A 22,266-nucleotide genomic window follows, 5' to 3' on the forward strand; every position below is an offset into this window, starting at 1 on the left:
GACTCTAGTTCGGTTTGACTCTCCTGAACAAAGCTCAAGCCAGAAGCTCGTGAGGTCCGCGGCTACACCTCCGATCAAAAGGGAATCCGGTTCGAGAGCTCACGACTCCTCTCTCCGTGTTGTCAACCCAGGGTCCGGGATAGAAAAGCGAAAAATCGCTCAGCGTTTTCTCGACCGAATTCACCAACATCTGTAGTATTCACCCCGGTCGGTAGCTCCAACATCGCTAAACTATACCCGTTCTTCACGGAGTAGTCATTCTCGACAGCACCATCGTTGTCTGGATAGACCAGCACACCTGGCGCATCATAGGCAGTCTGGTACGCTACGACCTGATAGACGTCGTTATTCTTGACTTGGGTCTTCCACTTGGCGTCTCCGACCAATACTGGCTCACCGTGGCGTTTGACTACGAAATCAGGTCGCATACGAATCGACGGATTTCCTCTGAGTAGATTGTCGGTTCGAGCCTGACCTTCTACGCTCCAGCCATCTCGTCCGTCCACGGTTTCGCGTGCTGTTCTCTCTACTACCTTTTCGAACACGTCGTTCATTCCGATCAACAGGGAGTACGATGCACCCTCACCGGCGACGATGTCTTCGATGTAGATGTGTTTCAGCACGAGGCGAGACAAGGCCAGAACCTTCTCATAGTAATCAGTAAGGCGAGTCAGTTCGATCCGTTCGGCTTCCTCGATCGAAACTTCGCGGAGCGTCACTCGTCGTCTGAGCCGCGATTGGTATTCGCGTAGTTCGCCAGCGATCTCGGTGCTATCCACCAGCGACGACAGCGTGTTCGCAACACAGAGAATCGCCTGGTTTAGCGTGGTATCGTAGGTGAATTCATCGTAATCGCACTCGAAATCCGTCTTACCGGGACCGCCTGCGAGCTGTCTCTGAACGTTCAATCTGCCCCGGAGATACTCTTCTGTTCCTTCTACATCGACGTACTCTCTCCTAAGGCCCTGAGACAGAACTGCTTCCAGTTCTTCGAGAAACAGGGCTGCTACCGTGTCCACAAAATTCGTCCCGCTTTCGAGTTGCGTTTCGTGTGAGAGGTGGGTTGGTTCTGTCCCGTTTGCGTATCGTAGCAGCGTGACTAGGTTCGGCTCCCCGATTTTCGGTTGTATCTCAATAGTGGGTCCATCGGGGAGGGCAACGACTCCGACTCGATGATCCGTGTGCAGTACGACCTGTTTGCCTCGTCTGTACTCCACTCGTAACCCGTCGACCTGTGATTCGATCATCTCGATATCGTCATCGGACAGGTCGATTGGGTCTGATTCGTCGTACTCGGACAGTTCTATCAGGTCAGCCGTTGTCACTCCACTTCACCATCCTCGCCAACGAGTTCGGAAAGCGCGGCACGGAGAGCGTCGGAATCGAAATCGGCGATCCGCTGTTCCTTCCAGTTGAATAGGCTCTCACCCCCGCCATCGAATATGTGCTCTTTGAGCCGCTCCATGTCTCCAAAGTAGTACTCATCGAGCAAAGGGAGTATCTCGTTCTTCCAGGACTCTACGAGACGCTCGTCCGTGGTCCCACCGATGAGGTAGGAGTGACCAACCTGTTTGCCTTTCCCGAGGTTCCCACTGTCCCGAATACGTTCGTTGATAGCACTGAGTGCGAGAATCGAGAGAGCACCGAGGTCCTCTCCTTCCTCGACTGACGCCTTGGTTTTGACGTCCTGTTCACCATCGAAGCCAAGTTCATCGTAGAGAACTTCGTAGTTCGGCGGGAAGTGTCGAAATCGGAACCGCCGACGTATCGCGGCATCGACGAGGGCGATTGACCGATCGGCCGTGTTCATCGTCCCGATGATGTAGAGGTTCGGGGGCACTACGAGCCGGTCCTCTGAATGTGGCAGCTCATCTCTCATCTCGTTCGGCTCGCCGAGTCGCTTGTCGTTCTCGATGAGGGTGATCGTCTCACCGAAGATCTTTGGGATGTTTCCCCGATTCACTTCGTCGATGATGAGGATGTATCTGGGGGCATCTGCTTTCGAGTCGGCGTCTTCGTAGGCCTCGACGGCGTCCTCAGCCATCTCCTTGAACACGCCAGCCTCGGGTTCGTATACGAGGTCGCCGTCACGGGTCTTCGCCGTTATCCCCTCGATGAAATCCTCATACGAAAACGTCGGATGGAACGTTACCATCCGAAGGCGGTCCTCGACAGCGTCGTCGAAGTGGTCTTGCTCGTCCAGCCCCCGGTCTATCCACCACTTGGCGAAGTTGAGCGCTCCATAGGTCTTCCCGGTTCCTGGCGGGCCGTGGAAAACGATCTGTTTCTTGCGCTGGAGATGTTTTTCGACGGTCTCGAACCACGGTAACTCGTCGTACTCGGCGGAGTCCGGTTCTTCGATCAGTTCTTCGTTCCACCTCCAGAACGTGTCCAACCGTTCTCTGTACGCTTCGACCACGTTCTGGATCGATATTTCGTCTTCAGACTCGAACGACTCGTCATCGTATTCCTTTCGAGGGACGTCGCTCCCGTTATCGATCCCGTATTCAATCTCGTTGGGATAGAAATAGATGTACAGTTGATATGCCGATTTGTGATCTCCGAGAACGCTCGGATACAGAACAGCCCACGAGCGAGTACTCGGGATGTTGGTTGCGCCCTGGTAGGTGACGTAGTGAGTAGACAGTTGGTCAGCGTCTATCTCGTTTCGTAGATAATCGAGCAAATCCTCGATATACGCCTCTACACGGTCTTTGGCATAGTTGTAGTAAATCTGAGCGAGGATCTTGTAGTCGTCCCACGAGTTCATGATGTTCTTCTCGTGGTTTGCATTCTCTCGTGCGGCGATTTCGTCGATATCTACGGATGCATCGTCAAGAATGGCATCGAGCACATCGTACCGGATTTTGGCTATTTTCTGGCGTCCTTCGTACGCCTCAAGCTGTTCTCTGAGAAATGCCTGTGGTAGCGTGCGAATTTCGTCGAGGAACACAGAGGTTTCGTCCTCGAATTCCTCTAACCGGCTAGTGTGTCTGAAGAGGTATCTGAGAATGAAGTTGTATCTACATTCCGCCGAGTGCGTTACAGTACCTACGAACTCTTGAGCGTCTTGGAGCGTGGCGTCAGCGCGTTTCTCGCTCAAAACGTCCGTTTGGATTGTTGAACAGTAGTCCCGATAGAGCTCGTATCTTTTCCCGACAGAGAGATCGCCGAGATCGGGACTGTGCAACCCAGTGAAGTAACGAATGAGCGTCTCAAAGCCTTCCTCGTCGTATAGTACATATCGGTCAGGGTCGGAAGTCGTCAAGAGAGTACTAATGACCGTGAGATCTATATCTTGATTCGTCCTGAATCGCTCGATGCGATCTTCGAGTGAACTCTCATCTTCGAATAGCGCTACCAGGTCCTCGACGAAATTTCCAGCGTCGTCAGCTACCTTCGCTTCCAGGTCGTCGAAGTCTTCCTCGGACAGAATTGGGTGTTCATCTCCCGTTGCTTCTCTCAGTTCCGACGTATATTCCGATACCGTGTCCGCAGTCAGGTCCCGTTGATTGAGCCACGAATGGCCGCTATTCAGAACCTCTCGGGTCCAATTTCTCTGGTCCTCATCAGTCGATTTGAAATCGAGGTATGTATCGACAGCCGCGTGGAGGGCCCCTTCGTCGAGATTGAATTCCCCTACTGAAACCAGATTAACCATACCTCCGGTATTGACAGAACGGACAAAATAACCTTGTCCCGGTGCGTGAGATGGATCGTGGTACTCGAGTCAGAAGCTCACAAAGTCCACTCCGCTACAGCTCTAACTAAAAGGAAGCCTCTCAGATTCGCACGGCAATCTCCCAAACCGGCAAAGCCCCCAGTACCTCTGACTCGTAGCTCACAGTATGCCCTACTGCCCGAATTGTGGGAGACAAGTCAAGGCGGTCCACCACTACTGCGGATCCTGTGGCCAAGCACTGTCTGAGATTGCAGAGTCGGAGAGCGATCCACCAATGACGGTCGATAGAGATGGATTTCTGTCACTGCGTTCGCTCTCGTACGTCAATGAACTACTAGGCGGAGAACAGGAACTTGACCGAGATTCTGTCTCCTATACCCAACTCTCTCGAGAGGTGAGCGCCGCGTTTGCGGATTTCGCTCGTCTTGCGATGGTAAACGACCTCGATCTTCTTCAGCTCTGGGCGACGGGGTCAAACACGAATGCATTGAGTAAATCGGTTGATGATATGAATAATAACCAGTTCCAAGAATGGCTTGCTGCGATTGGGCTAGGGCGAACTCTTCGAATGTACGATGACGCACTACATACGGAGTTCGAGGACGAGTTCGACGACAGACTGCAGAAACTGATCGAGGTCGCAAATGAAGAACTCGACGACGGGGAGCTAACGGGGTAGTTCTACGCTGCACAAGCGATATGGTCTGTTGATATCTGGGTTGTTCCCTACTACGATTCCCTTGGTGAGGTGGTATACTCAGCAGGAAGATAGCTTTTTGAGGATCTTGTTCAAAAGTTAGTAGACGTGTATGGCGGACGCACCGGATGCTGAACGGCAGGCAGCCGAGCCCGATGCAGGAGAGGTCCTTAGCGTGTCACAGCTGAACGACCGGATCGCGTCGGTCGTCCAGGACACGCCTGCCCTCAACGGCGTCCGCTGTATCGGGGAGGTCACGGATCTCCATCAGAACAGTACTGCGCTCTATTTCACTCTCACCGACGGCGATGCCGAACTTCCCTGTATGCTCTGGGCAAACCGCTATCGGAAGATGGATGCTGACCTCGATGACGGAACTGAAGTCATCCTCGAAGGCGATATCGACTACTGGACTGAGGGTGGGAAAATCGATCTCAAGCCGTGGGAGGTGATTGTCGTCGGCGACGGCGACCAGGCGGCTGCCGTCGAACGACTGCGAAGCGAACTCGAAGAGCGTGGCTGGTTTGACGACGAGCAGAAACAGCGCCCGCCGGCGTTCCCAGAGCGGGTCGGTGTCGTGACCTCATTCCGAGGGGATGCTCGCTACGACATCCAGAGCGCGATCCACGAGCAGGACCCCACCGTCGACATCCTAGTGAAGGATGCGACCGTCCAGGGATCGGAGGCCCCGACGTCTATCGCGAACGGGATTCACCATCTGGACCGGTCAGAGGACGTCGACGCCATCATCGTCGGCCGCGGCGGTGGGAGTGATTCGAACCTCCAAGCCTTCAACACCGAACGGGTCGCGGAGGCGATCTTCACCGCGAACACGCCGATCGTCACGGCAATCGGCCATACAGACGACCGGTTGATCGCGGATCGGGTAGCGGATATGGCCGCGATCACGCCGACCGCCGCCGGCGAGTATATCGTGAATTCCCGCGAGGAGTTCTTGGCGGGCGAAGTCAAGCCGCTGGCACAGCAACTCGACGCCGCGTACGAAACCTTCCAGCAAGAGCACGAACATGAACGGGAGCTTGCCGAAGCAGTCGACGAGGCGGCCGTACCCGAGGGCCTCCCGCCGGTCTACTACAAGGCCGCAATCGCTGTGCTGTTGTTGCTGTTGTTGGCTATCACTGGGCTTTGGTTGGGGGTGATCTGAGCGTGGCAAACGACCAAGAGATCCACGACCGGCTGACCCGTGTCGAAGAAATCATTGAGCAGCTCGATGCGGATGAGTGTGATCTCGATGAAGGGACAAGGCTCCACGAGGAAGGTCAGGAACTCTTGGCCGAGGTGCGAGAAATCCTCGACAACGGGCGTGGAGAGGTCGTGGAACTCGAGTAGAGGCCATCCTAACCTTAACCAACAGACAACGGAATCTAACCCCATTGTTGGTTAACGGTACCTTTGCGAGGTGAACGAACTCTCCGGTTATAATTTACTTTAGATTTTTGCGCCAGTTGGTGGCCAGAAAGCATATACCGATCTTCTAGCTATCGCACCACCATGGACCGGGGCTCAACCGGTGCATACCCACCCCGCACATATGATCACACGGGCAGTCACCATCGAAGACATCGATGATCTGTACCTGACGTGGAACAGCCATATCAACGGGTCCGCCCTCTATCGCCGCGCCCTCCGAGATGAGATGGAGCTTCGCGACGTCGACCCCGACGAGCTTCGAGATCTCTTCGAACGGGCCCGCGAACAGGGCTACACGAAAGACGAGATCGTCGACGAGACCAACCGCTACGCTGATCTGAAAGCACTCGTCGACGACGCAGAGGAGTAACCCGCTATGTCACAGGACAATACGCCCTCCGAGACGGCTTCGAATCGCCCCGACAGCCAGTCCACGGCATCGAGTAGGCTTCCTAGGCAAGCTATGTTCATCGTCGTCGCCCTGAGCCTGTTCGCTGTGGAACCCGCCGCCGCACAGACGAATGCCGTCTGTAGTGCGGACAACCTTCCCAGCATGATCGAGGGCTTCTTCCAGCTTACCACGGCGCTGGGCATTGTCGGCCTCGCAGTCGTGTGGCAGGCTGACTCCCTTATCGAGATGTTCACGATCACGCCCGAGCAGAAGAAGGGCCTCAAGCGGCACAAACGGTCGGCGATGAAGTCCGCGGTCGTCCTCGTCGCCCTCGGCCCACTCTACACCGTCGCTGGGTCGATGATGAACCTCCCGTTGGCGCAGTGCGTCGACCTCGCCCCCTGGTAGGCGACTACCACCCCCGTCGCGAGCCCCCATGACACAACGAGAGCTCTCCGTGCTAATGGCCGCCCTGTTCGTGACGAGTTTAGTCACGGGTTTCGTCACTGCAAGCCCGCCACGGCCAGGCACGGAGGGAAATGGGCTCACTGAGAATGAATCAGCCACGCTGTGGTCTCGCGACGCGGACAACTACATCACCCAGGAAGAATACCAGCAGCGCTACGGCGAGAGCCGGACCGCGATGCACCAGCTCGCAAACGGGACGGACATCACGTTCACGCGCCCGCCGGCGACAGCTGCAACGTGGACGCGAAACGATTTCGCTGATCTCGAACCCGGTGGGTCGGATACGTCCGTACATCCGCGCCACGCGTCGCTCGAAGATGGCGTGTTTATCGAGGACGCCCACGCCACGGTGTTCGCAGTACAGCCGTCGACGCGAGGTCACTTGGAGTCGGGTGACACACCGCTCTATATTGCGCCGAACGGCACGATGCGGGGGTTCGTCGACTATCGCGTTCGCGTCCCGAACGGAAGCTCTTCGGGGAACACGACGATCGAGTGGTCGCTCACGAGCAACGAGGTCGAGGAGGTTCGATTGAAGAAGGACAGCGAAACCATCGTCGAGCGCGACGGCTCGCACACGCCGGCCCTCGACTACCAGATCGAGGATGACTGGAGTGCAAAGCTCACGCTTGAAGCCGAAATCAGCGTCCGGCTGAAGAAGACCACGCGAATCGACCGAGGCGACGAGACCGATGTCGAGGTCACGTATCGTACCGAGTCGCTCAACGTCTCGGATTCGATCGCCGTCGAGATCTACGACCTCTCGGCGTACCCCTACTACGCCGAGTACCCCAATGGTGACGCTGGTGTGGCTATCTTCCAGTCCCGACCGTGGCAGGGGTACACGCTGACGGAGAATGGAAGCGCACGAGTGCGTGGCGTCTGGCGGTTCTACACCGCTCGGAACACCAACTGGGATACACTCGTCAGGTCGAACCGGACCGACAGCGCCACCGTCGAGTCGGATGCGATCCCCGTGTACGTCCACGCGTACCCGTCGCGAATCGGCCCGCGTGCTGAACCAGTTCGCGATGGCCCAGAGATTATCGACACCTGGGGCAGTGACCGACCGTCTCCGGACGGAACGCTCGGTGAGAACATCAACATCGACATCGTCAACCAGTCGTACACGACGACGTACGGCGTCGCCGTTCGAGCCGAGAACGTCGACCGCGACGCGCTCCAGGTAGCGGGGATCGTACGGGGCGTGAACGCCTCGATTGTGGCACCTGACGCTAGCTCAGAGCGGCAGCTCCGGCGCAGTAATCTGACGGTTGAGGTGCTCCAGCAGAACGAAAGTCAGGCCACACTCCGCATCGAACTCCGAGACAACGAGACCGGCGCACCAATCGTGCTCAGCGATCCCGACCGACGATATCCAATCGTCGGGAGCACTCGCAACGGCTACATCACTGTCGCGGAGCAACGCGTCGAGACCAACGCCTCCGGGGTGGCGATCGTGACGATCGAGGAGCCGGGTATCTACACGGCACGGTACCATCCGGGTTCGTGGCTCGGGCACAACCCCGCATATGTGAGTGCGACGGCTACTGCTCGCTGGCACCCGCTTGGCACCATCGACGGTTGGTTCGCGTTCATTTTCGAGGTTGGCTGGCAGCTCATCCCGTTTCTTGTGATGTTCTACGCAGGCAAGCGGCTCCTCCGAATGCTCGGTCCAGAAGACATCTTCCAACGGAACCCATAGTCTATGACTAGAAACCACCCACACATCAGTCGGCGAACCGCCCTCCGAACAGTCGCAGGTGCTGCCCTCATGAGCGTCGCTGGCTGTCTGAACGACAATGGCGGTTCTGGAACGCCTGGTGACGGAACGACCTCTCCAGATGGCAAAGGCCCACTCACGCGTATTACTGTTGAGGGGACAACACTCGTCGTCGAACTCTCCGGAGAGGCCGACATTGACCAGGTCAATCTCATCCAACCGAACGACGAGCTATTCGGGAAGCGTGACGTAGCTGCGGGTGCTCAACAGGTCTCGTTTGAGATCGGCACCGCATATGCGCCCGGTGAATATCGCGTACTCGCGTTGAAAGGGGAGGAGACAGTAGTTGAGACAACGACTGAACTCCGTCCAGAGATGCAGATACAGGATGTCGGACTCTATCGGAATAACCCAGATAAGTCGTGGGACGAAGTCTATGGTGAGAGCGAGACAGACCGGATCAAGAATGGCGAGGCATTCGTCACGGTAGAGAACACAGGAAGTGGTCCGGAAGCGATAACTGAACTAATCTTCTCTGGGGACGTTCCCAATCCAATTGAGAACCCCAGAGGTAGTGGAATGCACGAAACCGACCGGGTAGTGGTCTCCCCTGGCGAGACGGCCGACCTGTTCAGTAATTCGTTCCCGTTCGGTTCAGAGAGTGAGGACGGAATGGGGTGTTCCCCAGATGGTAACAGCGGGCAGTTCACGGTTATCGTCGAGACTCGAGTCGGTGGAAATCGGGTCACGAGTACCTACAATGTCCAGTATTCCGGGTCTGACGAGATGACAGACTGTGAGGTCACGATCACGGAGGCCTGACGATGGTTGATCTCATTGACGTCGTTCTTGAGGGTATCAAAGGCGTCGTTGATTGGTTCATCGGGCTCTTCATGGACGGTCTCAGGTCGGGGTATGAGACTCTGACTGAGGGAATGTTCGGAACCCCGACCCCAGAGACGAACGGAGCATTTGTCTTCGGTGAACCAACCAACGCACCCTGGCCAGCGATTCACGATGCTCTCATCGGCGGCGAAATCATGCTGGTTGCCCTTTTGCTCCTTGTGATGAGTGTTCAGGGCCGTCACACGGTTCGGATCTTCAATATTGGAAGTACCTACGAAGCCCGAAAAACGAAGAAGACGGCCTGGGTCGGTGCTTTTCTAATCATTACGTGGTATTGGGTTGGAACTCTCGCACTCTACCTCGTCGACGGGTTCACCATTGCACTAATGCCGGAGCTTTCCTCCGTAGCCTCTGCAATGCTTCAGTTCTTGGGCGCAGCCATCACAAACCCAGGGCTGGGGCTATTGTTCGCCGTGATTGGTGGAATCTCGATGTGGGCGCTGGAGGCGCTGTTCTACATCCGGATGATTCTGCTGTATGTCTACCTGTACGGAATGCCGATTGCATTTGCACTGGCCTACGGAAACATTCCGGTCGTATCCGATATCGCGATGGGGTTCTGCAAACGGTTTGTCCCGTTGGCTGTCCTCCCGCTCCCGGCAGCGATGGTCCTCAAGGGGTACGACTTGATCTACGGCGGTGGGACGCTCACACCCGGAACAGCGTTCCTCAAATATCTCGTTGCTGCGTCCCTCCCGCTGGTCGCCCTCTACATCACGTGGAAGACATTCAAATACGCGACGCCGTTGACGGCCAAAGTCGTCGGCGGTGCAACGAAAGGCGCAGCACTCGTTGGCGGTGTCGCCGCTGGAGCCTACGTCGGTGGCGCCGGCGTCGCGACGACCGCCGCTCGGTGGGGGCCGAAAGCCGCCGCTGGCCACGCCGTCGCGCAAAAAGCGGCTGCCCGCGGTGGTCATGGAGGAGACGATGGCGGGACGCCATCGTACCGTCGAACAGAGAATGACCCAGGTGGAGCGACAGCGGAATCGGCGAGTGACGACCGTGGGATGGAATTTGATCGAGGAATCCACTAACAATGTCAGCAGATCAAGACGCGGCCGCACGGCGCATCATGGATCAGTTCGGCGAGGAGAGTCGCATCCCGTATCTCAATATCGAGGAAGGAGACGTCGGCATGCTCATCGCCTTCCCCATTATTGGGCTGTTTATCGCTGGCCTCACCGGGATCGAATCACTGGCCCTCCCGTTCGTCGCTGGCGGGCTTGGCTTTGGCGTCGCCGTCATCTACGTCTCACCAACCCACCTGAACGCCTGGACGTGGACCAAAGACGTCTATCGCTACCTCAAGCGACCTCAGGTCACGTTCAGTGCGCCCGTCGACGCCGACACGAGTACCAACGAGTCAGAGCGCAACGAGGGCGGACTCGCGAACTACACGCCGTTCAAGCCCGACGAGCGAACGCAGGACCTCACGAACATCAAGCGGGCGTGGCCGGGCGCTGGTGCCATCCAGCGTGAAGACGGCGCGATGGAGGCGTTCATCGAGATCGATCCGGCCAACATGGACTTCGCGATGTCCGACGACTGGGCGCAGCTGCAAGACGCCGGCGAAGAGTTCGCTAACAAAGAGCTGGACTCGAAGCTCAAACTCCACGCCACAACCCGTTCATTTCCGGTGGAGCAGATTACTGAGACCATCGAGGAGCGCCTCACTGATGAAGACGTCACGGAAAACCCGATTTTCCGGGAACTCCTCGAAGAGTACCGGGAAACACGGCCGAAGGAGATGCGTGACCGGGGTATTCAGCAGGTCCGGTACTACATCGGCGTTGAAGTCAGCCCGATAGAAGTGTACGACCGCTTCCGCGACGAGGGCACCCCCGCCGAGAAGCTGACCCAGTTCCCCGTCATCGGGTTCCTGTTCAACCCGTTCGTCACCCGCCGCGAGGACCTCACCGACGTCGAACGTCGTGCGCAGATGTTCGAGAAGCTCGACAGTCGCGTCAACGACGTGCGATCCGAGTTCATCCAGCAGGCGTCGGGGTGGTCCGCACGTCGACTCAGCACGGTCGAGCTGTTCGTCCTGAATATGGACTTCTGGAACGGCCGCGAACACGACTACGACGAGGCGGAGCGTGTCGTTCGCGACCAATCGATCATCGGCCACTCGCGCCGGGAGGACCCACACGATGCGTAACGTGCTCCTCCAGACTGGTGGTGGCGCGCTTGGCTCCGTCGCCGGGTGGCTCCAGAATCTGACGCCAGCAGAGAGTGCAGTACTTGCCCTTGTGGTGGGTCTCGGCCTTGGCGTCGGCAGCAAGCATCTCTGGGACCGCTTCACTGCGGATGATGAACCAGAGGTAAACTTCACCGATGTCCTCGACGAGGAGACACTCGAAGAAGGCGAGGCCGAACGCAAGCTCCTTGACGACATCTCCGAGTCGCACAAGACCGTCACCGCGCCCGGAGCTGTCGAGTGGGAAACGCGAGCCGCACGGGTCGGCGAGCAGTGGACGACGACGCTGTACATCGCTAACTATGCCGACTATCCCAACGACGGGTATCTGAGCGACCTCTTCGAGATGACCGACGTCCAGTTCGATCTCACCGCTCATATCACGCCGAAAAATCAGGAGCGGGCTCGGAACGAACTGCAGGACATCGCTGACGACCTCCAGGTCGATGCTGACCTCGAACAGAGTATCCGGAGTGCCTACCTGCAGGAACGCGCCAACGAGGCCGCAGCGACGTACAAGGCCGTCGAGAACGGCGCGAACGTGTTCGACCAAGGGATGTTCATCACCGTCCGGGCCGACGAGAAAGACGAACTCAGAGATGCCGTCCAGACGGTCAAGAGTGCCCTCCGCGACGATCCGGCGAACCTCACGCCGAAGACCGCAATTTGTCGGCAAGATCTCGCCCTCCAATCCGCCGCGCCCATCGGCGACAACGAGTTCGGCCGGACGTCGATTGCGCTCGGCGGCGCCGTCGGCGCATTGCTGTCTTCGCCGCACAACGCGACGATCCTCGAGGAGGGCGGCGTCGAGTTCGGGATTCACAAGGACAACCAGAGCCCGGTCGTCATCGACCCGTTCGCGCGGGACAACGGGTACGCGATGTTCACCGTCGGTGACACGGGGTCGGGGAAGTCGTTCAGCTCCAAGCAGAACTTCATCCGGTCGATCGAGCAGAGCAAGGACCGGATCGGCATCATCCTCGAACCGCTGAACAACTGGGCTGGTGTCTCAGAGGCGCTCGACGCCAAGCGGATCACAGTCGGCGGGACACTCGGGCTGAACCCCTTGGAGATTCGGGAGACACCCGAACACGTCCAGCGGGCGATGGGCGAGGACGCGAGCCCGTTCAACGAGAAGCTCGACGACGCGATGAGCTTCCTCACGAACTTCTTCGCGCTGCGGGGCATCTCGCTTGGCGACCGACGGACCACGCTCGAACTCGCCCTCAAACGTGCCTACCAGCGGAAGGGTATCACCGACGACATCTCCACGCACAGCAATCCGAGTCCGACCATCCGTGATATGATGGACGTGTTCGAGGATATGGTCGACGACCCCGAGGAGTTCGTCGTCCGGTCCGACGAAGAGGCAGTGAAGATCAAGGAGGATGCGACGTGGCTCCTCGACCAGCTCCGCCCCTTCGAGGACGACGGTCGCCACGCCAACCTCGGCCAGGAATCCGACTTCGATATCCGGGACGAGAAGGTCATCTATCTCGACCTCGCCCAGCAGGAGGGGAGCGTCGACAGCAGTACGGCGCTGACCATGCAGCTGCTCATCTCGCTGGTCTACGAGCGAGCGAAGGTCTCGGAGAAGGAGGTCGTGTTCTACATCGACGAGGCCCGCTACATCATGCAGGACGCCGCGAGCTTGGCGTTCCTTGAGACGGTGTTCCGCCACCACCGGCACCACGACCTCTCGATCCGACTGGTCACGCAGACGGTCGACGAGTTCTTCGAGCACGCCGAGAGCGAGGCTATTCTGGACCAGTGTGCGGTCAAGCAGTTCCACCGTCTCGACGGGATGGACGAGGAGTGGGCCGACGAGTTCGGCCTGAACTACGCGCAGATGCGGTTCGTCCAGGACGCCGTTCCTGGTAACGAGGATGCCGGCTTCTCCGAGGCCCTCGTGGGCGTCGACGGCGAGTGGCGTGGGATCCAGGTCAAAGCGATGCCCAAGGAGAAGCAGGTCATCGACTTCGAGCCAACCGAGCAACGGCGAGACTCACTCCCCGGGACTGGTGAGAATGCTGTGGACGCGGAGGTGCAGGCGTTCCAAGACGATATTGAAAGCCGAGCGACCGACAACGGACAACACACACCTGAGCGGACGCCAACAGAGACTGATGGCGGTGAAACGGGAGGTGACGACGATGCGTGAGTACCTTCGCGTGACGCCAACCTCCGAACGGCTCAATCCGGAGCGTCTGCCGCAGGCACTGGAGAGCCTCCACAAACTGACCTCAACGGACTCGACAGGCCTAGCTGACAAACTCAATCCGCTCCATAGCGACACACCGCTACGCTTCGAATTCCTCGCGCTGAGCGAGGGGAAAGATGACCCCGTCGAATTCTACTACGGTGCCGACGACCATCTGGATACCCTTGAGAAGCGGCTCCGGTCGGTCTATCCCGAGACGTTCGACATCGAGCGTACCGAGGTCGACATCGCATCCCGACTCGTACAGCCTGTCGAATTCGACCGCGAGACATTCGTCGAGCACTATGAGTCGGGCGACCTCCAGTACGAGTTCGGTCCTGACGAGCAATACGAACGTGGGACTGACGACAACGGTCAAGCGGGGTCAGGGGACGCCGAATCAGTCGCGGATGGGGGAACGGTCAGCGATCAGTCTGCCGACCACTTCATCGAAACCGAAGATACTGTCCTCGAACTCGCCCCACCAGATGCGATTCCCGAGGATGAGCCACTCACGACGCTTGCCAAACCAACGGTAACATCGGAGGGGACGATACTCGCCCGGCCAGCGACCGAATCCGTCTCCCCACTCGGCGTGCGGTGGCAAGGGTCGGCGACTCGGAAGCAGGACTGGATGACTTCACTCTCACCATTTACTGCCGACGACGAAGCAGAACTCCCCGCGGTCGATCAACCAGGGGGTGCGCTCGCGTCGCTCGTCGATCACCTAATGGAGGCGACAGCACCAGTAGCGTTCCAAGTCGTCTTCCAGCGACGCGAGAGCTGGCAGTCCGATGCCGACCTCCGCAAGGAGGACGTCATCGACGGACGAGACACACTCGCTCAGGAAATTATTGGCTCCCTCTTCGAACTCGACGATCAGTCGGAGAGCCGGGACAGAAACCAGCTGAGCGACGCGGTTGCAAAACGTGTCGCGGCAATCGAGGCGAAAAATCCGAAGCGGTCGTTCACCGCGGACATCCGAGCAGTCGGGATTCCATCCGGTGGTGACGGTCACGATGATCTCGATGAGCGGATACAGTCACTTGTCCCAGTATTCGACCCGCTTGACGGGCCGTACTACCAGGTTGCGGCCGAACGGGTACGCGACAGCGGTTTCCGGGCAGCCACGAAAGAACGGAACGCACGAGCGGCGCTGCAGCGGCTCTTGGATCGTGAGATCACGACCGGCCGTGGGAAGACCCGTCCGGAGTTCGTCCTGAGTGGCCGAGAACTCGCGAACTTCGTACTCGTCCCTTCCTCGGAACAGCTTACTGTCGAGGGGACACGGGGGACACGTGCGGAACAGCAGAGTCGGAATCCATTGCCCCGTCCGCACCAGGACCTCATGAGTGAGTTCCGAGACGGGATGGCAATCGGGTATGCCCTCGACGACACCGGCGAGGCCGAAGACGTGCCGACACACATTCCACCCGGACTGCTGCCCACTCATTACGGCCGGTTCGGAACAACCGGCTCTGGGAAGTCGAAAGCCCTCATCAACGATATGCTGTCGCTGTACGCCAACACCGAGGGGCCGACGATCCTCATCATCCCGAAGAACGACGACATGGCCCAGAATTACATGCGGGCTCACGCGCGTCGGTTCGGAATGACTGACCTCGAAGAGAACGTCGTCCACTTCCCAATCCCGGACGTCCTCCCCGGGTTCTCGTTTTTCGATCTCGAACCGTCGATGGAGAGTGGACGGCGCCGCGAAGACGCCGTCCAACGGAAGGCCGACCACTACGAGGAGATTTTGAAGCTCGTGATGGGAACCGACCGCTACGAGCGGGCGACTGTAGCCCCAACCCTCATCAAGACACTCATCAAGGCACTGTTCGACGAGGAATACGGGCGTGAGAACGGGCAGTACCGAGCGTCGACGGACTACTTCGCCCACCGACAGCTCGAACACGTCGTCGACCAGCTTTGGGAGGCCGGGCCACCGAACGAGAACATCGGCGACGCTCCACGGTCGAGCGACGAGGAAGTCACCCGGACGATTCGACGGCAACTCCAGTTAGATTCGAACACCTTCGCGAACGTGATGGGCGGTGTCGGAAACCGTCTTGCGTACATTTCACAGGATACGCACCTGCGGCAGATCTTCAACAATACCGAGAACCAGTTCGACTTTCGGGATGTCCTCGACGAGGATACGGTCATCCTCTTCGACCTCGGAGACCTCCGCGACGACGCTGCCCGGATCATGACCGGTGTGATCCTGACCAATCTCGATGCAGCTCTCAAAGATCGCAAACAGGCGCTCTCCCAGCACTCGGACGACTACGTCGTGAACTTGCTCGTCGACGAGGCAGCATCGGTCGTGGTCTCCGACATCATGAACGACCTCCTCGAGAAAGGGCGGGGATTCCGGCTCTCTGTTGGCCTGTCGATGCAGTTCCCCGAACAAATGGAGGCTGAAGGTGGGCGGAAGATCTACCTGAATGCTCTGAACAACATTGGCAGTTCACTCATCGGGAAAATCAACGTCGACCGGGAACTGGCACGTGCGATGGCCCACGAAGAGATGGACCCCGCGGATTTCGCCAATCGGATTCGTTCGTTGCCGCGCGGAGAGTGGATCGCCAGCTTGCCAAGCCCGACGTTCGGTGAAACAGGGCCGTATCCGTTCAGTCTCGAACCACTCCCGATTCCACCGGGGCACCCCGAGAGCGAATCCCCGCTCACTGAGCGTGAAGAGGAGCAGTTCACCGAGACACTCTCCTCGATGCACGAGAACATCAGCGACGAACACGGTGTGCCGGCTGAGCCAGACACCTCAACAACGAGCACACCTGCCGACAGACACGAGGTCCTCGATATCGCGAGCGACGACCTGGATGTCGCGATTGCGAAGGTGGTTCGGAGTCTTCAGCTCCGAGAGGGATGCCGCGAGGAGAACGGCTGGGTGGCCGTTGAAGCAGTTGACGACGAACTCAGGCGGCTCTTCGACGATGTCGACGCCGAGCCGCCATCGTATGATGCACTCGCGGACATCCGAGAACGATCACGATACCTCGATACGACCATCGATATCGACGCCGACGAGCTCCGCATCCGACTCACTGAAGCCGGAGAGGATGTCTCGACACCCGATACTGGTAGCGTGCAGGCCGCTGGTGGGAGTGCTCACGACGCAGCACTCCTCCAGATCGAAGAAGAGCTTACCGCACTGGGCTTCACTGTCTCGATCCTCGCACAGGATGGCAGCGAGAAACCTGACGCAAGGGCGAGCCACCCCGACGTTGCCGACCGATTCGCCATCGAAGTCGAAACGACGACACCCGAGAATCCCGCAAAGGTACTCACGAACCTCCGGAAGGCCCAAGCAGCAGGAGATATCCCGCTGTTTGTCGTTCGACCAGGAAACGACGAAACTGAGTGGGCCGAGCGTGTCGACGGCATTCTCACGCCACCCGTCCGTACCCTCCAGAATGGTGAGACGCGATTCTACACGACTGACTCGAATCTCACGTTCAACGGCGGGGCGACCGAAGAAGGTGGAGTGACGGCCGTCCGTCCGGCGACCGACGACGAGAACGGGACCCAGAACATCTGGCAGCGTGATGGCGACGAGATCGTCCTTCGTGATACCAGCGGGACGGAACACATCCGCCTCCCGTCACTTGAAAAACTCTCGAAGGACCGTGTTCCAGCCATCTACAGCTACGACCACGCTGCCGACGAGTACGTGGTATACGAGCACGGTGAGCAACACATCTACGAGACGAAATCGAAGTTCGAGGACGACTGGGTGCGTATCAAGAAGCCATTTGTCCCCGAAGCCGAACTCCAGACACCCGACTATAGCCCCACGTCGTACGCTATCGTCATTCTCCCTGAGGAAGGCGACCCGGTCGTGTACGATACTGACGGTACGTACTCGATGGACACCTTACTCGATACCGTCACCACAAGTGAGTTCGAAGGAACGACAGGAGGACAGGCTGACCATATCCAGCAGGCGCCTCAGCCATCGGTTGACGAGATTGCTGATGATCCAGAGGCGGTTGTTGAGCGATTCGCAGAGACACACCTCGTCGAAGACCCGCAAAGCAGAGTAGCCGCCGGAGATGTCTACGAAATCTACGAACAGTGGGCTGAAGCTCACGGGATTGATACAGATAGCAAGCCCTGGTTCGGTCGTCGCCTCGGGAACTATGTCATGTTCGAGCGGAACACAGACAGTGAGAACGGCGACTCCGTTCGATACTACGAGGGGCTTGCACTCAAATCTGAATAGAGCTGGAGGTGAATACAATGCAATCCACACTCAGCTCCAAATATACCGTAAATGCAAACTTGAGTTTGCATAACAGGAAAAACCTCACCCATTACGGGAACATCGATGCATATCGCCTCCGAAGCACCGAAATCAGCAGACGGCAAAGGGTTACGGCAATCAACCGAAATGCCGTAACACAAGCATTCTGGAGAGTTTTTGCCGTATACACGCATCGGGAGCCTCAAACCCGGGATTTCGCGGATTTGGATGATCTGTTACGGCAAAAACCAACTAGAATAGAACGGGGGGTCCCCGTTGGGACCAAGGGATTGGATCGCGACGTACAGCAGAGAGAGTTCTGTGCTGGCTCAGAGCCAGTGAGAGCCATGCGAGGTGCTACGTGAGAATGAGTGAACCGATGATCGAAGAGCCGGAGGCAATTCCGGAGACGTTGCGCGAACGCGACCAGTGGGTGTGCTGGCGGGAAGAGGAGCGGGACGGCAAACCGACGAAGATCCCGGTGACGCCAGGGGCTGGGGGGTTCGCGTCAGCAACAGAATCGGAGACCTGGGCGAGTTTCGAGACAGCACTCGACTACACCGAGACAGAGCACGCCGATGGCGTCGGGTTCGTGTTTACCGACGACGATCCCATCGTCGGCGTCGATCTGGACGACTGCCGCGACCCGGAAACCGGCGACGTCGACGACGCAGCGCTGGACATCATTGAGCGACTCGACTCCTATACGGAGATATCTCCATCCGGCACCGGCTATCATGTCCTGATCACCGGCACACTCCCAGACGGGCGGAACCGACGTGGAAGCGTCGAACTGTATGACACGGCACGCTTTTTCACCGTTACTGGCGACCACGTCGAGCGGACACCGACGCGCGTTGCACGTCGTCAGGACGCGCTCACAGCGATTCACCGTGAGTACGTCCAGGACATCGAGCGCGACACAGCATCCGAGTCCGAACAGCGTGGTGGCGCTGCCGCCCGGTCACCGACGACCGATGCGGTCGACGTCGACGTTGACGTCGACCTCGAGGATGAGGAACTCCTCGAGAAAGCACGGAACGCGTCGAACGGCGAGAAGTTCGAGCAGCTCTGGAACGGGAATACGGTCGGCTACGACAGTCAGTCCGAGGCCGACATGGCGCTGTGCTGTTTGCTTGCATTCTGGACCGGCGGCGACCAGACGCAGATGGATCACCTGTTCCGCCAGTCGGGACTCCACCGCGAGAAATGGGACGAGGTTCACTACGCTGACGGGTCGACCTACGGCGAGAAGACCATCGAGCGAGCGATTGCGACCACATCGGAGTTCTACAACCCGGACGCCGGCGACGACGCCGCAGATCCCAACGGCACACCTGACGAGGTCACAGCTGGCGGGACACCTGACGAGGCAGACCGGAGTCGTGCGTACCTGACGGAGAAAAACCGACTGTTGAGCGAGCGCGTCGACGAGCTCGAAGCAACACTCGAACAGAAGACGGAGCGGATCGAGACTCTCGAAGCAGAGGTCGAGCGGCTCACCGACGAACTCGCAACCCGTGACCGGGAGACTGCGCAGTCTCACGAGGAAGACTCCGGTACTGCGAGAGAGACCGATGACGATTCAGAATCACCCTCTATGTTGAGTCGATTCTTCGGTGGCCAGTCCGAGTAGTAGCGCCGCGTCACCTTCATCCGAGAAGCCCTCCCTCGAGAGTTCTGGTTCCGCGAGATAGAAGTATTAACCAACGTTCTCGCTATATTGCGCTGTTTGTTGGTTAACTACGCTCAATCTCGCCGCAAAATGGGGGCTATCGCAGGATACTGTTGTTCGGGAAACTATTCCTCAAAGTAAGAACTATATCCTTAGACCTGCAATTCTGAGTATGTCCGAGACAGACGCCGCCGATGGGCCACCTCCCTTTGAGGATGCGTTCGCCAGCGACGACGTCGAACAACGCATCTACGGCACCATCCTGCAGACCCGCGAGCCGACGACGGCAAGCGCGATCGCCGACAGCGCCGACTGTGACCCCAAGACCGCCCGAAAGTATCTGGGCTGGTTCGACGATCTCGGCATCGTTACCCGACACGACGGCCACCCAGCCACCTACGAGCGTAATGACGCGTACTTCGAGTGGCGACGCATCAACCAGCTCGCAGCCGACCATTCTGTCGAGGAACTCCAGGACCGCGTTCGTGAGCTGACGACGCGCATCACCGAGTATGAGGAGGCGTACGACGCCGCGTCACCGGCCGCCGTCGACGCCGTCGCCGCCGCGGAAGCCAGCGACGAACGGACCATCGACGACGTGTACAGCGACCTCGCCGACTGGGCGACCGCCCGCGAGGAGCGTGACCGCTACGAACGCGCACGCCAGCAACGCACGGGTAGCGAACGCGAACAGGCATCCGGGTAACCCGCTCGATGGTGCCACCGACAGGCGATGGCGGGAGCCCCGCCCCCATCGATCGCCCCATCCTCGAGTTCCTTCAGACACGGCTCCAAGCCACCGGACAAGTCTCCCGAGCGGCCATCACGGATGCAAGTGGCCATCTCGAGCTTCAGGTCGTCTTTGCATCATCGTACTACCCAGCGTCGGTCGACGACGCAACCCTGACGGTCCGCTGGTACACGAACGACGACTTCACAATCCACTATCGAGAGCAGCACGCGGAGCACACCTGGGAATGCCGATGGGACCGGCATCCAAACCCCCACAATACACGAGACCACTTCCATCCCCCGCCCACCGCCCCGACGTCCGGTGACGATGACTCCTGGCCGATCGACCATCGTGATGTCCTGCGACTCGTCCTCGACGAGATCGAAGACCGGATTGCAGTACTGTGGGACGAGTAGACGACTCCCCCGCAGTGGCGTTTATCACGCCGACCAAGGGTGACGGCGCTCAGTACAATGGGCACCACCACGAGAGCCGTTGTGGTGTCCAGACTGTTGCCGGCTGAGCGCGGTCACAGGTGAATCCATGTCTACGTTCAGTAACTCCGAGGCAGCGAGTGCATCGCCGTCAGAGAACCACACGAGTCCACCGAGAGAGACCGAGGACACAGATTCGCAGCCGTCGTGGCCAGACGATGCGAGCAGCGAGGATGAAACGCCAACGCTTAGGCTGAACCACTGTCCGGAATGCGGGGCTCGTCGCTTCGTCTCGAAACTCCTCGTGTACGAGGTTACAGGCTACGACGAGGGCGGCGAGCAAGAATTTCGCCGGCAGCACGTCCGGGCAGAGTTCGAATACACCTGCAGCGAGTGCCAGACGACACTCCGGACGCTTCCCGCAGATCGCCGTGACTACTACGACGAAGTTGCGGTCCTCGAAACGGAACGGCGGGCAGCGCTCCGTGATCAATTGCGCCAGCTGGGGAGGCGGGTTTGGCAGCGTCTTGCAGCGCGGACGACGTGGCTGGCACTCGGACTCGTAACACTCGTGACCGGGCTCGTGATCGCCCTCTAACAGACCGACCGGGACCGACAGCGAGGGGTGGCTCACAGTAGTTGTTGGGGTAGCGTCATGCTCCCTTCCGGCTAGGAATGAGGCTAGCTGGAGGCAGATCGCTGACGTAGGACATCGTGCCCGCACCACAGGTATGTCTATCGGCGCCAGGAGGCGTGAGGCGCGCTCGAAGCGCGTGCAGAAGCGTGAGTCCCTATGACTGGTCAAGATATTATCGACGACACGACAGGCGACTACGACCGGCTCGAAACCGAACTCATTGCACAGGACCGGGATGCGTCCCGGGTCGCGACGGCGGACATCGATGAGACGACTGCCCGCCGTCTCGTTGGCGAGCTCGTCGAAGACGATGTGGTGGCGCCGATCCCTGACCAACGCATTCTCGTCCACGAGCCCAGTAGCACGCCCTTCGAGTCGATCACCCAGCTCGCCGTGTTCCATCGTGGCTGGCGGGCTGCCACCGACGCCGACGCAGAGGATAACTGATGCAACAGACGCTTTCTGGGTGTGCGTTCTGCGATTCACCGCCTGGTGCAGAGATGGGCGAGGCGCATACGTGGGGGAAAGACGAACGGATGACGCACCCAATCTGTGTCGACTGCGCCACCCAGACGCGGTCGGATCCCGACGAGCGCGACCACCACGCCTGCGACGGGTGCGGACTGGTCGTCGACGCCCTCGCGGCACTTACCCGGTTCCGCGTCGAACTCGGCCATCTCGAGGGGCCGCTCCAACTGTGTGCTCGCTGTAGCCCTGGTGAGCTCGCGACGTACTGGACGCGTGACCTCGAGGAACACCTCGTGGCCGAGTGACGCTTGGCCGCGTGAGGCTCACATCGTACACACGAAAACGGCTAAGTGC

Annotated in this window: 19 protein-coding genes; 17 read left to right on the plus strand and 2 right to left on the minus strand. The window is 58.9% G+C overall.

Annotated features, from left to right (window positions below):
- Positions 1–122: 122 nt before the first annotated feature.
- A complete protein-coding gene (locus tag DMP03_RS12380; protein WP_152120861.1) occupies positions 123–1,325 on the minus strand; it encodes an McrC family protein in 1,203 nt (400 codons plus the stop codon).
- Entirely contained in the window at positions 1,322–3,661 is a 2,340-nt protein-coding gene (locus tag DMP03_RS12385) for an McrB family protein (RefSeq protein ID WP_152120862.1), read from the minus strand. Before DMP03_RS12385 ends, DMP03_RS12380 begins: the two co-directional genes overlap by 4 nt.
- A 187-nt stretch (positions 3,662–3,848) precedes the next feature.
- Here DMP03_RS12385 and DMP03_RS12390 point away from each other — a divergent pair, with 187 nt between their 5' ends.
- The 17 genes from DMP03_RS12390 (at position 3,849) to DMP03_RS12475 (ending at position 22,217) form a co-directional block, all read left to right on the plus strand.
- Complete coding sequence (locus tag DMP03_RS12390) at positions 3,849–4,361, plus strand: zinc ribbon domain-containing protein (RefSeq protein ID WP_235908757.1); 513 nt, start codon at positions 3,849–3,851, stop codon at positions 4,359–4,361.
- A 130-nt stretch (positions 4,362–4,491) separates the two neighbouring features.
- Positions 4,492–5,544, plus strand: coding sequence for an exodeoxyribonuclease VII large subunit (gene xseA / locus DMP03_RS12395; RefSeq protein ID WP_152120863.1), 1,053 nt, complete (start codon positions 4,492–4,494; stop codon positions 5,542–5,544).
- Positions 5,545–5,546: 2 nt separating this feature from the next.
- Positions 5,547–5,729 (plus strand): exodeoxyribonuclease VII small subunit, encoded by a 183-nt coding sequence (xseB, locus tag DMP03_RS12400; protein WP_152120864.1) that lies wholly within the window; start codon positions 5,547–5,549, stop codon positions 5,727–5,729.
- 202 nt (positions 5,730–5,931) lie between these two features.
- Positions 5,932–6,180, plus strand: a complete 249-nt coding sequence (locus DMP03_RS12405; protein ID WP_049987855.1) for a hypothetical protein — start codon at positions 5,932–5,934, stop codon at positions 6,178–6,180.
- Between the two features lie 6 nt (positions 6,181–6,186).
- Positions 6,187–6,609, plus strand: coding sequence for a hypothetical protein (locus DMP03_RS12410; protein ID WP_122106700.1), 423 nt, complete (start codon positions 6,187–6,189; stop codon positions 6,607–6,609).
- Positions 6,610–6,637: 28 nt separating this feature from the next.
- Positions 6,638–8,374, plus strand: coding sequence for a hypothetical protein (locus tag DMP03_RS12415; protein WP_152120865.1), 1,737 nt, complete (start codon positions 6,638–6,640; stop codon positions 8,372–8,374).
- A 3-nt stretch (positions 8,375–8,377) separates the two neighbouring features.
- On the plus strand, positions 8,378–9,214 hold the full coding sequence (locus tag DMP03_RS12420) for a hypothetical protein (protein WP_152120866.1): 837 nt from the start codon (positions 8,378–8,380) through the stop codon (positions 9,212–9,214).
- A 2-nt stretch (positions 9,215–9,216) separates the two neighbouring features.
- Positions 9,217–10,332 (plus strand): hypothetical protein, encoded by a 1,116-nt coding sequence (locus tag DMP03_RS12425; protein ID WP_095637965.1) that lies wholly within the window; start codon positions 9,217–9,219, stop codon positions 10,330–10,332.
- A 2-nt stretch (positions 10,333–10,334) separates the two neighbouring features.
- On the plus strand, positions 10,335–11,456 hold the full coding sequence (locus DMP03_RS12430) for a hypothetical protein (RefSeq protein ID WP_152120867.1): 1,122 nt from the start codon (positions 10,335–10,337) through the stop codon (positions 11,454–11,456).
- Positions 11,449–13,656: a VirB4 family type IV secretion system protein gene (locus DMP03_RS12435; RefSeq protein ID WP_152120868.1), complete on the plus strand. Its 2,208-nt coding sequence runs from the start codon at positions 11,449–11,451 to the stop codon at positions 13,654–13,656. Before DMP03_RS12430 ends, DMP03_RS12435 begins: the two co-directional genes overlap by 8 nt.
- Complete coding sequence (locus tag DMP03_RS12440; RefSeq protein ID WP_235908764.1) at positions 13,622–17,944, plus strand: conjugal transfer protein; 4,323 nt, start codon at positions 13,622–13,624, stop codon at positions 17,942–17,944. Before DMP03_RS12435 ends, DMP03_RS12440 begins: the two co-directional genes overlap by 35 nt.
- A gap of 388 nt (positions 17,945–18,332) precedes the next feature.
- On the plus strand, positions 18,333–19,601 hold the full coding sequence (locus DMP03_RS14385; RefSeq protein ID WP_172967152.1) for a phage NrS-1 polymerase family protein: 1,269 nt from the start codon (positions 18,333–18,335) through the stop codon (positions 19,599–19,601).
- Between the two features lie 211 nt (positions 19,602–19,812).
- Complete coding sequence (locus tag DMP03_RS12455; protein WP_152120870.1) at positions 19,813–20,346, plus strand: DUF7342 family protein; 534 nt, start codon at positions 19,813–19,815, stop codon at positions 20,344–20,346.
- 8 nt (positions 20,347–20,354) lie between these two features.
- On the plus strand, positions 20,355–20,789 hold the full coding sequence (locus DMP03_RS14680) for a hypothetical protein (RefSeq protein WP_152120871.1): 435 nt from the start codon (positions 20,355–20,357) through the stop codon (positions 20,787–20,789).
- 127 nt (positions 20,790–20,916) lie between these two features.
- Positions 20,917–21,405 carry a hypothetical protein gene (locus DMP03_RS12465; RefSeq protein ID WP_235908765.1) on the plus strand — a complete coding sequence of 163 codons (489 nt, stop codon included), beginning with the start codon at positions 20,917–20,919 and terminating at the stop codon, positions 21,403–21,405.
- Positions 21,406–21,600: 195 nt separating this feature from the next.
- Positions 21,601–21,891, plus strand: a complete 291-nt coding sequence (locus DMP03_RS12470) for a hypothetical protein (protein ID WP_152120872.1) — start codon at positions 21,601–21,603, stop codon at positions 21,889–21,891.
- Positions 21,891–22,217 carry a DUF7558 family protein gene (locus DMP03_RS12475; protein ID WP_152120873.1) on the plus strand — a complete coding sequence of 109 codons (327 nt, stop codon included), beginning with the start codon at positions 21,891–21,893 and terminating at the stop codon, positions 22,215–22,217. Before DMP03_RS12470 ends, DMP03_RS12475 begins: the two co-directional genes overlap by 1 nt.
- Positions 22,218–22,266 lie beyond the last annotated feature (49 nt).

This window comes from Halosegnis rubeus (assembly GCF_009184545.1).
GTDB lineage: Archaea > Halobacteriota > Halobacteria > Halobacteriales > Haloarculaceae > Halosegnis > Halosegnis rubeus.

Excerpts from the sequence above, each read along its gene's own strand:
- DMP03_RS12385 (WP_152120862.1), bottom strand. The coding sequence starts at position 3,661 with ATGGTTAATCTGGTTTCAGTAGGGGAATTCAATCTCGACGAAGGGGCC.
- DMP03_RS12390 (WP_235908757.1), top strand. The coding sequence starts at position 3,849 with ATGCCCTACTGCCCGAATTGTGGGAGACAAGTCAAGGCGGTCCACCAC.
- xseA (WP_152120863.1), top strand. The coding sequence starts at position 4,492 with ATGGCGGACGCACCGGATGCTGAACGGCAGGCAGCCGAGCCCGATGCA.
- DMP03_RS12405 (WP_049987855.1), top strand. The coding sequence starts at position 5,932 with ATGATCACACGGGCAGTCACCATCGAAGACATCGATGATCTGTACCTG.
- DMP03_RS12410 (WP_122106700.1), top strand. The coding sequence starts at position 6,187 with ATGTCACAGGACAATACGCCCTCCGAGACGGCTTCGAATCGCCCCGAC.
- DMP03_RS12415 (WP_152120865.1), top strand. The coding sequence starts at position 6,638 with ATGACACAACGAGAGCTCTCCGTGCTAATGGCCGCCCTGTTCGTGACG.
- DMP03_RS12420 (WP_152120866.1), top strand. The coding sequence starts at position 8,378 with ATGACTAGAAACCACCCACACATCAGTCGGCGAACCGCCCTCCGAACA.
- DMP03_RS12425 (WP_095637965.1), top strand. The coding sequence starts at position 9,217 with ATGGTTGATCTCATTGACGTCGTTCTTGAGGGTATCAAAGGCGTCGTT.
- DMP03_RS12430 (WP_152120867.1), top strand. The coding sequence starts at position 10,335 with ATGTCAGCAGATCAAGACGCGGCCGCACGGCGCATCATGGATCAGTTC.
- DMP03_RS12435 (WP_152120868.1), top strand. The coding sequence starts at position 11,449 with ATGCGTAACGTGCTCCTCCAGACTGGTGGTGGCGCGCTTGGCTCCGTC.
- DMP03_RS12440 (WP_235908764.1), top strand. The coding sequence starts at position 13,622 with ATGGCGGTGAAACGGGAGGTGACGACGATGCGTGAGTACCTTCGCGTG.
- DMP03_RS14385 (WP_172967152.1), top strand. The coding sequence starts at position 18,333 with ATGAGTGAACCGATGATCGAAGAGCCGGAGGCAATTCCGGAGACGTTG.
- DMP03_RS12455 (WP_152120870.1), top strand. The coding sequence starts at position 19,813 with ATGTCCGAGACAGACGCCGCCGATGGGCCACCTCCCTTTGAGGATGCG.
- DMP03_RS14680 (WP_152120871.1), top strand. The coding sequence starts at position 20,355 with ATGGTGCCACCGACAGGCGATGGCGGGAGCCCCGCCCCCATCGATCGC.
- DMP03_RS12465 (WP_235908765.1), top strand. The coding sequence starts at position 20,917 with ATGTCTACGTTCAGTAACTCCGAGGCAGCGAGTGCATCGCCGTCAGAG.
- DMP03_RS12470 (WP_152120872.1), top strand. The coding sequence starts at position 21,601 with ATGACTGGTCAAGATATTATCGACGACACGACAGGCGACTACGACCGG.
- DMP03_RS12475 (WP_152120873.1), top strand. The coding sequence starts at position 21,891 with ATGCAACAGACGCTTTCTGGGTGTGCGTTCTGCGATTCACCGCCTGGT.